This window comes from Kitasatospora sp. GAS204B, assembly GCF_029892155.1.
Classification (GTDB): domain Bacteria; phylum Actinomycetota; class Actinomycetes; order Streptomycetales; family Streptomycetaceae; genus Kitasatospora.
The window spans coordinates 35,461-49,303 of record NZ_JARZAG010000008.1; the positions used below are offsets into that span (position 1 = coordinate 35,461).

Sequence of the window (13,843 nt, forward strand, 5' to 3'; positions counted from 1 at the left end):
GGTTCGAGCAGGCCCGGGTGGAGGTCGGCGCGTCGTTCCTGGAGCCGCGCTACCGCGCGGGGTTGGCGATGCGGTCGAGCCACTCGCGTAGGAGAGCCCGCTCCAGGTCGGTCAGCGCGGTGGTCTGCGGCAGGACGGCGCGCAGGGCGACCGCGGCGGTGACTGGTCCGGGTGCCGCGAGGGCCGGAGCGTCGGTGGTGACGGCGGCGATGACCGCTTCGCGGGCCATGACCGACAGTTCCGGGTCGCGATGGTCCGCGGGCATGTCGATCAGCATCAGGGTCGTGCCGCGGCCGGCGGCCTGGACGAGGTTGGCGGCCCGCTCCTCGCTGACGCGCAGCCGGCCGGCCTCGGCGATCCGGTGGATGCGCGCGGTGAGGATCTCGAGGCCGGCGAGGGCCGCCGGCGGCGCGGCGGTCCCGGGCCGTCCCTGCTCCGACATGATCAGGTACAGGGCTGGGTTGGCCAGGCCGAAGTCGATGTGCAGGTCCCAGCCCGCGCGCAGGTCTTCCACCGGGTCCGCGATCGGTTTCCGGTCGGTCTTCCTGGCCAGGTAGGCCTCGAAGCCTTCGGCCGCGACCGCGTCGAGCAGGCCCCGCATGTCGCCGAAGAGCCGGTAGATGGTCGGGGCCTGCACGGCGGCGGCGGCGCCCACCGTGCGCGTCGACACGGCCTCCCGGCCGCCGGTGGCCAGCAGTTCGGCCGTGGCGGCGAGGATCCGTTCCCGGGGGCCGTGCCCGGCAGCCGGCAGGTCGCCTTCAGTCATATATCAACGATAACACGAAGCGGTTTGCACCTTTACGGTAGCGCTGCTAGCGTCATAGGCATTAGCAGTGAGTGCGGACCAACTGGAGGTCGTCATGATCGTCATCACCGGGGCCAACGGCACGCTCGGCCGGGGAATCGTCGAGCAGTTGCTCGGCCGCGTCCCCGCCGAGCAGATCGCCGTGAGCGTCCGCGACCCTGAGCAGGCGCGGGAGTTGGCGGTGCAGGGCGTCCGTGTGCGCCGGGGCGACTTCACCGACCCCGCGAGCCTGGCCCATGCTTTCGAGGGGGCCTCGCAGGTCCTGATCGTGTCCGCCGCCACCACCGGCGGGGCGGCGATCACCCAGCACCGGACCGCGATCGAGGCGGCCGAGGCGGCCGGCGCCCACCGCATCCTCTACACCAGCCACATGGGCGTGAACCCGTCCTCGCCGTTCCCGCCCATGGTCGACCACGCGGCCACCGAAGCGCTGCTGCGCGAGTCCGGCATGGCCTTCACCTCGCTGCGCAACGGCTTCTACGCGTCCACCACGCTGTGGCTGCTCACCGAGGCCCTGAAGACGGGCGAACTGACCGCACCCCAGGACGGGCCGGTCTCCTGGACCGCCCACGCCGACCTGGCCGAGGCCGCCGCGATCACCCTGGCCGAGGAGAGCTTCGACGGCCCGACACCGGCCCTGACCGCCGGCGCGGCCCTCGACCTGGCCGGGGCCGCGGAGCTCGCCGCCGAGCTGACCGGACGAACGATCCGACGGGTCGTCGTACCGGACGAGCAGTACCGGGCATCGCTGCTCGCCCAGGGCCTGCCCGAAGCACGGGTGGAGCTGACCCTGGGCCTGTTCGCCGCAAGCAGGCAAGGCGAGTTCGCCCACGTCGACCCGGCACTCGCCCACCTCCTCGGCCGCCCGACGACGCCCCTGCGCGAGGTCCTGAAGGCGGGGCTCATACCGGCCGGGTGAAACGCCCGGCTTCCTGGCACAACCGGTGCAGGCGGCGAATAGCCTGACACGAGACGAAAGGAGCGCCCAGTGAGTCTGCCCGTGGACGACGGCGTCGAGCTCATCCCCCGGCCCGAGAAGAACCCTGCCGCGCTCAAGGCCGCAATCGCCGTTGTCGCCGCGGACCGCCTGCCGGAGCTGGTCGACGGGCAGACCCGGGCCATGGCGGAGGCCATCAAAGAGGGCAGCGTCAACCCGATCCGTGCCTTCGTCGCCCGCTGGGCCACCGTCGTGGAGATCGAACGGCACTCGCAGACCGCGAAGGTCTACCACCGGGCCAACTACCTGGCCAATCACGCCGAGAGCATCGAGGAGTGCCGCACGCACGCCGTCGAGGTCGCCGAGCTCTACCGCAGCGCGTACGCGGCGGTGAACGGGTGAGCTGGAGCTGGGAGTAGCTGCCCAGCGCGTCGCGCAGCTGCGCCACGGGCCCGGGGCCACTCGGTAGCGCACGTGCACCGGTAGCGCCCTCGACCATCCGGGCGCCACCGGTGCGCGCGCTACCGCCTCACGGCTGCAGTCGCCCCGCGAAGCGCCGCTCGAAGCCGTCGCCGGTGTCCGCCGTCACCGCGTAGTCGTAGCGTCCGGCGGCGGTCGGTGCGAGTACCTTCTGGGCCGTCGCACCGGGGGCCACCGTCACCGCCACGGGGGCCGAACCGCTCGCCCCGAAAGCGGTGTTGACGCCGATGGTGAAGACCACCGGCTGGCTGCCCGCGTTGCTCAGCGTGATCCGCACGCCGTCCGGCGCCTCCACCGAGGCGACCTCCGGGTGACCCTTCCCGCTGTTGGTCCAGGTCCGCACGTCGCCCTTGTAGCCGCGCAGGAAGCCGTCGGGGCCGTGCGCATCGATGTCGTAGGGGCCGCCGCTGACGCCGAGTGCGCTGAAGAAGTCGCTGACCGTGCCGCCCGCCGGCAGGGTGTAGCGCCAGGCGCCGAACTGACGGAAGTTCACCGTGTACATCGAGATGCCCGCGCCCAGCGTGCCCAGGTTGTCCAGGGTGATCCAGAGCTGTCCGGTGCCGGTGTCGGTGCGCGAGGAGGAGCCGAAGCGGTAGCCGGTCGGCAGCGCGGGCCGGTCGCCCGACTCGATCTGCGGCTGCTGCTGGACGATCGGGGGGAAGATCGGCGGCAGCAGCAGCTTGTCCTGCTGGGCCAGGTCGGCGAGCAGCTGCTTGGTGTCCGGCAGGCCCGGGAAGCTGCGGTCGCTGGTGGTGAAGTCGAAGGCGGACATCAGGTCGCCGCAGACGGTGCGGCGCCAGGCGGAGATGTTGGTCTCCTTCACGCCGGTCCAGTTCTCCAGGAAGCGCAGCACCGACGTGTGGTCGAAGACCTCGGAGTTGACCTTGCCGCCCCGGCTCCACGGCGAGATCACGATCATCGGCACCCGCGGGCCGAGGCCGATCGGCGCTCCGCCGATGAACTCGTCCGGCGTGCCGTCGGGCGCCACCGGCGGCACCACGTGGTCGAAGAAGCCGTCGTTCTCGTCGTAGTTGAGGAGGACGACAGTCTTCGCCCAGACCTCCGGGTTGGCGGCCAGCGCCTCCAGCACCACCGAGGCGGTGAAGTCGGCGCCCTGGGCCGGCGGGTAGTTCGGGTGCTCGGACTGCGCGGTCGGGGCGACCACCCAGCTGACCGCCGGGAGCCGGCCGGCCGCCACGTCGTTGGCGAAGTCGTCCGCGCCGGCCCGGGCCATGCCGTTGACGTAGAGCGGGGAGCTGGTCGGCGCGGTCTGGAAGGACTTGAACCAGGCCAGCGCGTTGTCGTCGAAGTTGTCCTGCTGCTGGTAGACCTTCCAGGAGATGCCCGCGGCCTGCAGGCGCTCGGGGTAGGTGGTCCAGGTGAAGCCGGACTTGCTGTTGTCGGTGGCCGGGCCGCCGCCGATGCCGTTCGGGTCGATCATGCCCGACCAGAGGTAGAGCCGGTTCGGGTCGGTGGAGGTCATGGCCGAGCAGAAGTACTGGTCGCAGACGGTGAAGTTGTCGGCGAGCGCGTACTGGAACGGGATGTCCTGGCGTCGGTAGTACCCCATGGTGTACCAGGTCTTGGCCGGGATCCAGTCGTTCCACTGGCCGTTGGCCCAGGCGTTGTGGGTGCCGCCCCAGGAGTGGTCCAGGTCGAAGATCCGCTGGGCGTCGCTGGTCGAGGTGTCCAGGTGCCAGGGCAGCAGCGTGCTGCCCCAGCTGCCGAACATCTTCTGCTGCAGCACGTCCGAACCGCCGGGGAACCGCACCCTGGAGGTGTCGCCGTAGCCGCGCACGCCGTTCAGGGTGCCGAAGTAGTGGTCGAAGGAACGGTTCTCCTGCATCAGCACCACGACGTGCTCGACGTCGTCGAGCGTGCCGGGGATCGAGGGGGCGGCAAGTGCCTGCTGGAGCGAGCCGGGCAGCGCGCCGAGGCCGAGCGCGGCGCCGGAGGCGGCGGCCGAGCCGAGCAGTGTACGGCGGGAGAGCGGGGACACGGGTCCTCCTGGAGGTCCGGGGCCGGACAGCTGAGGGGTCGTTACTTGCGGGTAGGGATGATTCCAGGGACGAGTGAACGACGGAAGACCCCGGGACTGCCGTTGAGGTGTCTGTACATGTCCGCCACCGACACGGGTCCGGATGGTGACCGTCCGGCACCTGATCCAGCGTCAGAACGCTAGGCTCCCGCCATGACCGCCGACTTTCCCACCGTCCTCGTCCTGCCCGGCTGGCAGGGCTCCGGCGCCGAGCACTGGCAGAGCCGCTGGGAGCGGCTCGACCCGCGGATGGTGCGGGTCGAGCAGGCCGACTGGGACGAACCGCGGTGCGCCGACTGGGTCGCCGCCCTGGACCGGGCGGTACGGGCGCAGCCGGGCCCGGTCCTGCTGGCGGCGCACAGTCTGGGGTGCGTGACGGTCGCGCACTGGGCGGACCAGGCGGCCAAGGCGGAACAGGCAGACCAGGCGCCCGCGACGGTGCTCGGGGCGCTGCTGGTCGTGCCGGCCGACATCGACAACGCGCGGATCCCGGCGCTGGCCACCTTCAGCCCGATCCCGCTGCTGCCGCTGCCCTTCCCGAGCATCCTGGTGGCGAGCTCGGACGACCCGTACTGCACGCCGGAGCGTGCCCGGCTCTTCGCCGGCGGCTGGGGCTCCCGGCTGGTGGAGACCGGGCCGCGCGGCCACCTCAACGCCGACTCCGGGCTGGGCGACTGGCCCGAGGGGCGAGCTCTGCTGACGGAGCTTCAGCCCATCACACGCTGACCCACGGGAATCCCATGTCACTGCACGGCACCGCCGCCCACCTCGCCGCCACCGACCTGCCACCGCTGGTCCGCCGCGCCCTCGCGGCCGCCGACGCGCACGGCTTCGGCAACTCCTGCCGCCCCGAACAGGGCCAGCTGATCCGCGCGCTGGCCCAGGGTGCGCCCACCCTGATCGGCGAGAGCGGCACCGGCTGCGGGGTGGGCCTGGCCTGGCTCGCCTCGGGGGCGGCGGCCGGGGTCCGGCTGATCAGCGTCGAACGGGACCCGGCCCGCGCCGCCGTCGCGGCCGAGGTCTTCGCCGACCAGCCGCAGATCGAGGTGGTCTGCGGCGACTGGAGCGAACTGCACCGGCTCGGACCGTTCGACCTGCTGATCCTGGACGGCGGCGGCCAGGGCAAGGGCGACGGGGCGGCCGCCGACCCGGCGCGGCTGCTGGCCCCGGGCGGCACCGTGGTGGTCGACGACTTCACCCCGAGCAGCGGTTGGCCGCCGCTGCACGACAGCCGGCCGGACACCGCCCGCCTGCAGTGGCTGGAGCACCCCGCCCTGCGCGCCACCGAGGTGCGGCTCGCCCCGGACCTCAGCAGCGTGATCGGGACCCTGCGCGGCTGACGGCGGATCAGGCTTGCTTGGATGAAGGCATGCACTCCGACTCCGTGATACCCGTCGGCCTGCCTGACGGCTACCAGATCTCCATCGACCCGGCACGGCTGGACCCGGACCTGATCCACCGCTGGCTCTCCGAGGACTCCTACTGGGCGCTCGGCCGGTCCCGCGAGCAGCAGGACCGGGCCGTGGCCGGCTCGCTCAACTTCGGGGTCTACCGCACGGCCACCGGCAGCCAGCTCGGCTACGCCCGGGTGATCACCGACCGCGTCACCTTCGCCTGGCTCTGCGACGTGTACATCGCCCGCGAGGCGCGCGGCCTGGGCCTGGGCACCGCCCTCGCCACCGCCGTCCGCGACCACCTCGCCCCCTGGGGCCTGCGCCGGGTCATGCTGAACACCGCCGACGCCCACGAGGTGTATGCCAAGGTGGGGTTCGAGCCGGTGACGACGCCGGAGGGGTTGATGGTGCTGGGCAGCCAGTAGCCCGGTCGACGGCGCCAGGAGACAAACCCGGCCCTACTCCCCCCGCCGCTCCCGCAGTTCGGCGGCCGCCCCGGCCAGGCGGCGGGTGGCCTCGGCCAGCTCGGACTGGTCGGCGGCGGCGGCGAAGCCGAGGCGGAGGTGGGCGGCGGCGGACTCCGCGGGGAAGAACGGGGCACCCGGATCGGTGGCCACGCCGTGGCGGCGCGCGGTGTCGGCCAGGGCGGCTTCGGGCAGGTCCGGCGGCAGGCGCAGCCAGAGGTGCAGGCCGCCGACCGGCAGCACCTCGAGGCTCCAGTCGGGCAACTCGCGGGCGACGCCGGTGGCCAGCGCGGCGCAGCGCTCCCGCAGGTCGGTGGCGAGGGTCCGCAGGTGGCGGTCCCAGGCGGGGGTGCTGAGCAGTTCGACGGCGGCCTCCTGGAGCGGCCGGGCGATGAAGAAGTCGTCCACCCGCCGCATGCCGAGCAGGCGCCGCAGCACCGGGCCGCGCGCGATCACGGCGCCGATCCGCAGGCTGGGCGAGGCGGGCTTGGTCAGCGAGGTCAGGTACACCACCGTGCCGTCCCGGTCGTCGGCGACCAGTGGACGCGGCAGCGGGCGGCCGTGGCCGAGGTGGCGCGCGTAGTCGTCCTCGATCAGGAAGGCGCCGGCCGCCCGGGCCACGTCCACCACCTGCTGCCGCCGCTCGGCGGCGAGCACGGTGCCGGTGGGATTGTGGCAGCTGGGCTGGCAGTAGAGCAGCCGCGCGCCGGTCATCGCGAAGGCGTCGGCCAGCAGTTCGAGGCGCAGGCCGTGCTGGTCCATCGGCACCGGTACCGGGCGCAGGCCGGCCGCCCGGGCGGCGGCCAGGGCGCCGGGGTAGCTGGGCGATTCGACCAGGACCGGGCTGCCTGGCGGCACGATCGCGCGGAACAGCAGGGAGAGCGCGCCTTGGCCGCCGCCGGTGATCAGCACGTCCTCGGGGGTCACCGAGCCGCCAGGCAGCCCGGCGAAGATCGCGCGCAACGGGGCCAGGCCGGCGGCGGGGGCCCGGCGCCAGGCGTCGGGGCGTCGGGCGGCGCGGGCCAGCGCCGCGCCCAGTGCCTTGGTCGGCTGGAGCGACTCATGCGGGTAGCCGCCGCTCAGCATGATCGTCCCGGCCGGCGGCGCCGACGAGGCGTCGGCCACGGCGGGCTCGATCGATCGGCCACCGAGCGCGACCGCCTGCCAGGAGGTGTCCGCCGGCTCACTCGCCCGGCTCGGGCGGACGGCCACGTAGGTCCCGCTCCCGGGCCGGGTGAACACCGCGCCCTCGGCCGCGAGCAGCGCGATCGCGCGCGACACGGTGACCGGACTGACGCCGTGTCGATTGACCAACTCCCGGCTGCTGGGCAGCTGGTCACCGGGCGTCAGGCGGGCCGCCTCGGTCCGCAGGATGGTCAGCAGCGAGTCGACACTGCTACTCTCGTTCATGGAGAAACAGAATAGCGCTACTGTCGGCAGCCGTGAACCGCTCCTCGACCTGGCCGCCCTGCGGGCCGACACCCCGGGCTGCGCAAGGGTGATCCACTTCAACAACGCGGGCTGCGGGCTGGCGCCCGGCCCGGTGCTCCGGGCGATGGTGGACCACCTCCAGCTGGAGGCCGAGATCGGCGGCTACGAGGCGGCGGCCGTCCGAGCCGAGCAGGTCCGCGAGTTCTACAGCTCGATCGGCGAGTTGATCGGCGCCCGCCCGGAGCAGATCGCCTTCGCCGGCAGCGCCACCCACGCCTACTCGAAGGCACTCTCGGCGATCGACTTCCACCCCGGCGACGTCATCCTGACCACCCGCAACGACTTCATCTCCAACCAGATCGCCTTCCTGGCGCTGCGCAAGCGGTTCGGTGTCGAGCTGGTGCACGCGCCGGACCGCCCGGACGGCACCGGCGTGGACGTGGCCGCGATGGCCGCCCTGATGCGCACCCGACGTCCCCGGCTGGTCGCGGTGACCCACGTGCCGACCAACTCGGGGCTGGTGCAGCCGATCGCCGAGATCGGCCGGCACTGCCGCGAACTCGACCTGCTCTACCTGGTCGACGCCTGCCAGTCGGTGGGCCAGTTCGAGCTGGACGTCACTGCGATCGGCTGCGACCTGCTGACCGCGACCTGCCGCAAGTTCCTACGCGGGCCACGCGGTTCGGGCTTCCTGTACGTCTCGGAGCGGGTGCTGGAGGCCGGCTTCGAACCGCTCTTCATCGACATGTACGGCGCCCGCTGGACGGCTCCCGAGGAGTACCGCCCGGTGGAGTCGGCCGCCCGCTTCGAGGAGTGGGAGTTCCCCTACGCCACCCTGCTCGGCTGCGCGGCCGCCGCGCGCTACGCCCTGTGGGTGGGCCAGGCCGCGATCGCCCGCCGCACCCCGGCGCTGGCCGGGCGGCTGCGCGAGCGACTCGCCGCACTGCCCGGTGTCCGGGTGCTGGACGGCGGGCCGGCCCCGGCAGCACTGGTCACCTTCGCCGTCGAGGGCTGGCGGCCACAGCCGTTCAAGCAGGCGCTGGACACGCTGCGCGTCAACTCGGCGCTGAGCTTCCGGGAGTTCGCCCGCTACGACTTCGAGGAGAAGGACGTCGACTGGTGCCTGCGCCTGTCGCCGCACTACTACAACACCGAGGACGAGGTGGACGAAGTCGCCGCGATGATAAGCGAGTTGAGCACTCCTGGAGCCCGGCGATGAGCCCCGCCGCCACCGTGGCCGCACCGGTCGGCACCCCGGGCTCGGCCGCCGCGAGCCTGTGGCGCAACGGCGACTTCCTGCGCTTCTGGCTCGGCGAGACGGTCTCGCTCTTCGGCACTCAAGTGACCTCGCTCGCCCTGCCGTTGACCGCCATCGACGCCTTCCACGCCACCGACCAGCAGGTCGGGCTGCTGCGCTTCCTGCAGTTGGTGCCGTACCTGGGGCTGGCCCTGCTGATCGGCGTCTGGAGCGACCGGGTCCGCCGGCGCCCTCTGATGCTCGCGGCCAACCTGATCCGGCTGGTGCTGCTCGGCCTCGTCCCGGTGCTCTCCTGGGCGCACGCGCTCGACTTCACCTCCCTGCTGGTGATCGCCTGCGCGGTGGGCGTCGCCTCCGTGGTCTTCGACGTCAACTGGATGTCCTACGTGCCGATCCTGGTGCGGGACCCGCAGCAGTACGTGGCGGCCTCCGCCCGGATGGGGGTCAGCTCCTCGGCCGCCGACGTGGCCGGCCCCGGGCTCGCCGGCCTGCTGGTCTCCGCGCTCACCGCACCGGTGGCACTGGTGGTCGACGCCGCCTCCTACGCGGTCTCGGTGCTCTCACTGCTGCTGATCCGCACCCCGGAGCCGGACCCCGCCACGGCGACCCGGCGGCACGCGCCGACCGAACTGCGCGACGGCCTGCGCTGGGTGCTGGGCGACCGCATCCTGCGGGCGCTCGCGCTGGTCGGCTTCTGCTGCAACTTCTCGATGATCACCGTCTGGACCATGTTCCTGCTCTACGGCACCCACGACCTGCACCTGTCCGCGGCCACCCTGGGCGGCATCTTCGCGACCGCCTCGGTGGGCGGCCTGCTCGGCGCGCTGCTCTCCGGACGGGTGATCAGACGGTTCCCGCTCGGCCGGGTCTACCTGGTGGCGCAGTCGGCGCTGCTGCTCGGACCGAGCCTGATCGTGCTGGCCGACGGGCCACGGCCGGTGCGGATCGCGATGTTCGTGCTCTCCTTCTTCGTCACCTACCTGGGGCTGGGCGTGGCCGGAGTGATCATCGTGAGCCTGCGCCAGACCAACACGCCGCAGGCGATGATGGGCCGGATGACGGCGGTGTTCCGCACCCTGCTGTTCGGCGGCGGATCGCTCGGCGGCCTCTTCGCCGGGCTGGCGACCGGCTGGCTCGGGGCTCGGGAGGCGCTGGTGGTCGCCGCCGCCGGCTCGGCCGCCGTGGTGCTGGGCCTGCTGGTCTCGCCGGTCAGCCGGCTGCGGGAGCTGCCGACGCCGCGGTGACCGTCGCGGCCGGGGCGGGGTAGCGCCGCGCGCTCCCCCGCCCCGAACACGGAAACTGACGGCTGGTCAGTACCAGACGGTGATCCGCCGTTCCGGTCCGTCCACCCGGATCCGCCCGCCGCAGGGCAGGATCAGCTGCGGGTCGGTGTGCCCGAAGTCGACGTCGAAGACCGCCATCGTCTCCGGTGCGTACTCCTTCAGCGCCCGCAGCACCGCCTCGCGCTGGCCCTTGCGGTACTCGGCCTTCGCGGCCGGCTCCAGCGGCTTGGCGAAGCTCCAGGCCTTCGCGCGGGCCATCAGCAACGCGGGGAACCGGCGCAGCAGGCCGCGCTCGCCCAGGTTGCGCAGGATCCGGTAGATCTCCGTGGCGCTCGGCATCTCCTCGGAGGTCTCCAGGTAGAGCACCTGCCCGGCGTACTCCTCGACCGGGCGGATCTCCCGGTCGGCCATCGCCAGCCAGGAGAGGATCTCCAGGTTGCCACCCCAGCCCAGCCCGTCGACCACCTGGTCGGCGTTGTGCCAGATCCAGCCCTCAGCGGCCTCCATCACCGGTTCGAGCTCCAGCAGTTCGGGCTGGGTCCAGTGCCACGGCTGGTCGCCGACCAACTCGCTGGGCCGCAGCTCGTACGGCCCCGACGTGAAGAGCGCCGCGCGCAGCGACTCCGCGCTGGCCGGGTGCATCGCCCCGCCGCGGCCGGCGTGCACCATCACCGAGCTGCCGTGGTAGGAGACCATGCCCAGGTTGCGCAGGAAGAGCAGCAGCGCGGTGTTGTCGCTGTAGCCGAAGAACGGCTTCGGGTTGGCCCGGATCAGCTCCCGGTCCAGGTGCGGCAGCACGGTGATCTGGTCCTCGCCGCCGATGGTGGCCAGCACCGCCTTGATACTCGGGTCGGCGAAGGCCGCGTTCACGTCGGCCGCCCGCTCCTGCGGGGTGGCGTCGAGCTTGCGGGTGGTCGGGTACTCGACCAGGTCGAGACCGAAGTCCTCGCGCAGCCGCCGCGCCCCGAGTTCGTACGGGTGCGGGAAGACCGCGGGCCCGGCGAAGGACGGTGAGATGACGGCGACGCGGTCGCCGGGGCGGGGCTTGGGCGGGTGCACGGGATCTGTCATGGCGCTGATCCTATGAACACCAACCATGGCCCGGCCAGCGCTTTACAGCCGCACACGCCGGTGGGCCGGACCCCCCCCTTGGGGAGATCCGGCCCACCGACCGACTACGGGTGACGCCCCGTCAGCACTCCTGCACCGGTGCTCAGTGCGCCATCACCGGGATGTCGGCGACCTCGCCGTCACCGGAGGCGGCGATGTGGTTGGCCTTGCCGCCGCCGTTCAGCAGCGCCGTGGCGATCGCCGCGGCCAGCAGCAGGAGCCCGAAGGACCACCAGATCGCGGTGGAGAAGCCGTGCACCGCGGCCTGGGCCGTCTCCAGCATCTGCAGCTGCTTCGGCGACGTGGGCAGGACGTGGGTCTTGGCGTAGGCCGCGGTCGCGCTGGTCGCCACCGTGCTCAGCAGCGCGGTGCCGATCGCACCGCCGACCTGCTGCGAGGTGTTCACCATCGCGGAGGCGACACCGGCGTCCTGCGGGCGGACCCGGAAGGTGGCCAGGCTCATCGCCGGCATGAACGCGGTACCCATGCCGAGACCCATCAGGACCAGGCCGGGCAGCAGCAGCAGGTACGAGGAGTCGACCTTGATCTGGGTGAGGATCAGCATGCCCACCGAGGCGACCACGAAGCCGGGGCCCATCAGCATCCGGGCCGGGACCCGGTTCATCAGACGGGCGCCGATCTGGGTGGAGCCGGTGATCATGCCCGCCACCATCGGCAGGAAGGCGACGCCGGTCATCACCGGGGAGTAGCCGAGGATGTTCTGCAGGTAGTAGGTGAGGAAGAGGAACAGGCCGAACATGCCGATCACGGCCAGGCCCAGCGAGAGGTAGGCGCCACCGCGGTTGCGGTCGAGCACCACCCGCATCGGCAGCAGCGGGGACTTGACCATGTTCTCGACCACCACGAAGGCTGCCAGCAGCACCGCGGCGGCGATGAACAGGCCGATCGTGGTGTGCGAGCTCCAGCCGTCCTCGGACGCCTTGGTGAAGCCGTAGACCAGCGAGACCAGGCCGGTGGAGACCAGCAGCACGCCGGGGATGTCCAGCTTGTTGCGGTTGCGGGTACCCTCCGGCTCCCGGATCACCAGGATCGCGCCGGCCACCGCGATCACCGCGAACGGGACGTTGATGAAGAAGGTCCAGCGCCAGTTCAGGTACTGGGTGAGCGCGCCGCCCAGGATCAGACCGAGCGCGCCACCACCACCGGCGATCGCACCGTAGATGCCGAAGGCCTTGGCCCGCTCCTTCGCCTCGGTGAACATGACGGTCAGCAGCGAGAGCGCGGCCGGCGCGAGCAGCGCGCCGAACAGACCCTGCAGAGCGCGGGCGCCGATCAGCATCCCGATGCTCTGCGAGGCGCCACCGATCGCCGAGGCGGCGGCGAAGCCGATCAGGCCGGTGATGAAGGTGCGCCGACGTCCCCAGAGGTCCGCGATACGGCCACCGAAGAGCAGCAGCCCGCCGAAGGCCAGCGCGTAGGCGGTGATCACCCAGGTGCGGTTGGCGTCGGTGAAGTGCAGCGCGCGCTGGGCGGACGGCAGGGCGATGTTCACGATGGTCGCGTCCAGCACGACCATCAGCTGGGCCAGACCGATGAAGCCCAGTGCCTTCCAGCGCCTGGGGTCGGCCTGCGGGACGGTTTGAGACATGGAGGTACTCACCTAACGGCAGGAATTGCTTACGGGTCGGCGCGGCGGTGCCGCGTCAAAGGAGAAGTCGAGGGCCGGGCGGTGCCGGCAACGGGATCAGCGGTTCGACGTGGGGGTCATGAGCGGGTCAGCAGGTCATGAGCGGGTCAGCGGGTCACGAGCGGCGCAGGTCCTCCAGGGTGGCCGCGCGTCCGGGCAGCACGGAGGCCGCCGGTGCGCGCAGCCCGTCCAGGAAGAGCTGCAGGTGACGGCGGACGAACATGTCGTGGTCCGGGCAGTTGGCACTGCCGGGCAGCGGGCGGGTCAGCCGAGCCAGCGCGACCAGCAGGTCGCCCGGGCCCACGTCGGGGCGCAGCGAGCCGGCCAGCCGGGCCCGCGCCATCAGCTCCTCGACCAGCCGCTCCATCTCCGCCCGGGTGGCGAAGAGCTGCTCGTCGTCGTGCAGCACCAGGTGGTCGGAGAGCAGCGAGCAGAGCGCCCCGATCTGCTCGTCGGCGGCCTCGTGCGCGAAGCGGCAGATCGCCTCGAACGGGTCGCCCGGGGCGGCCAGCGCCTCCCGGGCCCGCTCCACCCCGCCCTCCATCGCCCGCAGCGCGACCTGGTGGACCAGGGCGGTGCGGTCGGGGAAGTTGCGGTACAGCGTCGCGTTGCCGACCCCGGCCCGCTTGGCGATCTCGTCCAGCGGCACGTCGTCGCCCGCGTCGGCGAAGAGCTCCCTGGCGGCGTCCAGGATCCGTTCCCGGTTGAGGGTGGCGTCCTTCCGGAGCCGGGGTGCCGCCGCACGGATGCCCGCAGCGATCGCGGAGGTGCATGTCCCCGCCTGCTTGGTTCCCATCGCGGCACTCCTTTCCGGGGAATCCGTCCCCACTTCGCTCAACTGTACCTGCAAACGGGGAGAAGCTCCCCACATATTCCGGCCCAGGCGCCCGTTGCGTCAGGTGTGAGCCACCTCACCTCACCCGGTTGCCCGCGCTGACCTCGGGGAATCGAGATGGTGCGGCGAAACGGCCGGGCAACGCCGGATAGGCCGCCGC

General features: G+C 72.3%; 13 protein-coding genes. 7 read left to right on the top strand and 6 right to left on the bottom strand.

The window, feature by feature from the left end; all coding sequences use genetic code 11:
• Positions 1-49 precede the first annotated feature (49 nt).
• Positions 50-766, bottom strand: a complete 717-nt coding sequence (locus P3T41_RS13055) for a helix-turn-helix domain-containing protein (protein ID WP_280689943.1) — start codon at positions 764-766, stop codon at positions 50-52.
• Positions 767-860: 94 nt separating this feature from the next.
• Here P3T41_RS13055 and P3T41_RS13060 point away from each other — a divergent pair, with 94 nt between their 5' ends.
• Together P3T41_RS13060 and P3T41_RS13065 are read left to right on the top strand one after the other, a co-directional pair.
• Positions 861-1,724, top strand: coding sequence for an NAD(P)H-binding protein (locus P3T41_RS13060; RefSeq protein WP_280690195.1), 864 nt, complete (start codon positions 861-863; stop codon positions 1,722-1,724).
• Between the two features lie 69 nt (positions 1,725-1,793).
• Positions 1,794-2,144, top strand: coding sequence for a hypothetical protein (locus P3T41_RS13065; protein WP_280689944.1), 351 nt, complete (start codon positions 1,794-1,796; stop codon positions 2,142-2,144).
• 127 nt (positions 2,145-2,271) lie between these two features.
• Here P3T41_RS13065 and P3T41_RS13070 read toward each other — a convergent pair whose 3' ends face one another.
• Positions 2,272-4,221 carry a phospholipase C, phosphocholine-specific gene (locus P3T41_RS13070; protein ID WP_280689945.1) on the bottom strand — a complete coding sequence of 650 codons (1,950 nt, stop codon included), beginning with the start codon at positions 4,219-4,221 and terminating at the stop codon, positions 2,272-2,274.
• Positions 4,222-4,413: 192 nt separating this feature from the next.
• Here P3T41_RS13070 and P3T41_RS13075 point away from each other — a divergent pair, with 192 nt between their 5' ends.
• Genes P3T41_RS13075 through P3T41_RS13085 form a run of 3 tightly spaced genes read left to right on the top strand, consistent with a single transcriptional unit; the run spans position 4,414 to position 6,079 of the window.
• A complete protein-coding gene (locus P3T41_RS13075; protein ID WP_280689947.1) occupies positions 4,414-4,986 on the top strand; it encodes an alpha/beta hydrolase in 573 nt (190 codons plus the stop codon).
• 14 nt (positions 4,987-5,000) lie between these two features.
• Entirely contained in the window at positions 5,001-5,600 is a 600-nt protein-coding gene (locus P3T41_RS13080; protein WP_280689948.1) for a class I SAM-dependent methyltransferase, read from the top strand.
• Between the two features lie 29 nt (positions 5,601-5,629).
• The gene (locus P3T41_RS13085) at positions 5,630-6,079 is read left to right on the top strand and encodes a GNAT family N-acetyltransferase (protein ID WP_280689949.1); all 450 of its coding nucleotides are present in this window, start codon (positions 5,630-5,632) and stop codon (positions 6,077-6,079) included.
• A gap of 33 nt (positions 6,080-6,112) precedes the next feature.
• Here the strand turns inward: P3T41_RS13085 and P3T41_RS13090 are convergent, their stop codons facing one another.
• The gene (locus P3T41_RS13090; RefSeq protein ID WP_280689950.1) at positions 6,113-7,528 is read right to left on the bottom strand and encodes a PLP-dependent aminotransferase family protein; all 1,416 of its coding nucleotides are present in this window, start codon (positions 7,526-7,528) and stop codon (positions 6,113-6,115) included.
• Here P3T41_RS13090 and P3T41_RS13095 point away from each other — a divergent pair.
• Entirely contained in the window at positions 7,527-8,768 is a 1,242-nt protein-coding gene (locus P3T41_RS13095; protein ID WP_280689951.1) for an aminotransferase class V-fold PLP-dependent enzyme, read from the top strand. The two genes, P3T41_RS13090 and P3T41_RS13095, sit on opposite strands and share 2 nt — an antisense overlap.
• A complete protein-coding gene (locus P3T41_RS13100) occupies positions 8,765-10,051 on the top strand; it encodes an MFS transporter (protein ID WP_280689952.1) in 1,287 nt (428 codons plus the stop codon). The genes P3T41_RS13095 and P3T41_RS13100 overlap by 4 nt, the downstream gene beginning before the upstream one ends.
• 66 nt (positions 10,052-10,117) lie before the next feature.
• On the opposite strand, the gene P3T41_RS13105 is transcribed toward P3T41_RS13100, so the two are convergent.
• From P3T41_RS13105 to P3T41_RS13115, 3 genes are all read right to left on the bottom strand, one after another.
• Positions 10,118-11,161 carry an LD-carboxypeptidase gene (locus P3T41_RS13105; RefSeq protein ID WP_280689954.1) on the bottom strand — a complete coding sequence of 348 codons (1,044 nt, stop codon included), beginning with the start codon at positions 11,159-11,161 and terminating at the stop codon, positions 10,118-10,120.
• A gap of 142 nt (positions 11,162-11,303) precedes the next feature.
• A complete protein-coding gene (locus P3T41_RS13110; RefSeq protein WP_280689955.1) occupies positions 11,304-12,809 on the bottom strand; it encodes an MFS transporter in 1,506 nt (501 codons plus the stop codon).
• 154 nt (positions 12,810-12,963) lie between these two features.
• A complete protein-coding gene (locus tag P3T41_RS13115) occupies positions 12,964-13,644 on the bottom strand; it encodes a TetR/AcrR family transcriptional regulator (RefSeq protein WP_280689957.1) in 681 nt (226 codons plus the stop codon).
• Between the last annotated feature and the right edge of the window lie 199 nt (positions 13,645-13,843).

What these genes read in the sequence shown, in the direction of transcription:
- P3T41_RS13090 (WP_280689950.1), bottom strand. Translation starts at nt 7,528, where the DNA reads ATGAACGAGAGTAGCAGTGTCGACTCGCTGCTGACCATCCTGCGGACC.
- P3T41_RS13055 (WP_280689943.1), bottom strand. Translation starts at nt 766, where the DNA reads ATGACTGAAGGCGACCTGCCGGCTGCCGGGCACGGCCCCCGGGAACGG.
- P3T41_RS13100 (WP_280689952.1), top strand. Translation starts at nt 8,765, where the DNA reads ATGAGCCCCGCCGCCACCGTGGCCGCACCGGTCGGCACCCCGGGCTCG.
- P3T41_RS13085 (WP_280689949.1), top strand. Translation starts at nt 5,630, where the DNA reads ATGCACTCCGACTCCGTGATACCCGTCGGCCTGCCTGACGGCTACCAG.
- P3T41_RS13080 (WP_280689948.1), top strand. Translation starts at nt 5,001, where the DNA reads ATGTCACTGCACGGCACCGCCGCCCACCTCGCCGCCACCGACCTGCCA.
- P3T41_RS13115 (WP_280689957.1), bottom strand. Translation starts at nt 13,644, where the DNA reads ATGGGAACCAAGCAGGCGGGGACATGCACCTCCGCGATCGCTGCGGGC.
- P3T41_RS13105 (WP_280689954.1), bottom strand. Translation starts at nt 11,161, where the DNA reads ATGACAGATCCCGTGCACCCGCCCAAGCCCCGCCCCGGCGACCGCGTC.
- P3T41_RS13060 (WP_280690195.1), top strand. Translation starts at nt 861, where the DNA reads ATGATCGTCATCACCGGGGCCAACGGCACGCTCGGCCGGGGAATCGTC.
- P3T41_RS13095 (WP_280689951.1), top strand. Translation starts at nt 7,527, where the DNA reads ATGGAGAAACAGAATAGCGCTACTGTCGGCAGCCGTGAACCGCTCCTC.
- P3T41_RS13075 (WP_280689947.1), top strand. Translation starts at nt 4,414, where the DNA reads ATGACCGCCGACTTTCCCACCGTCCTCGTCCTGCCCGGCTGGCAGGGC.
- P3T41_RS13110 (WP_280689955.1), bottom strand. Translation starts at nt 12,809, where the DNA reads ATGTCTCAAACCGTCCCGCAGGCCGACCCCAGGCGCTGGAAGGCACTG.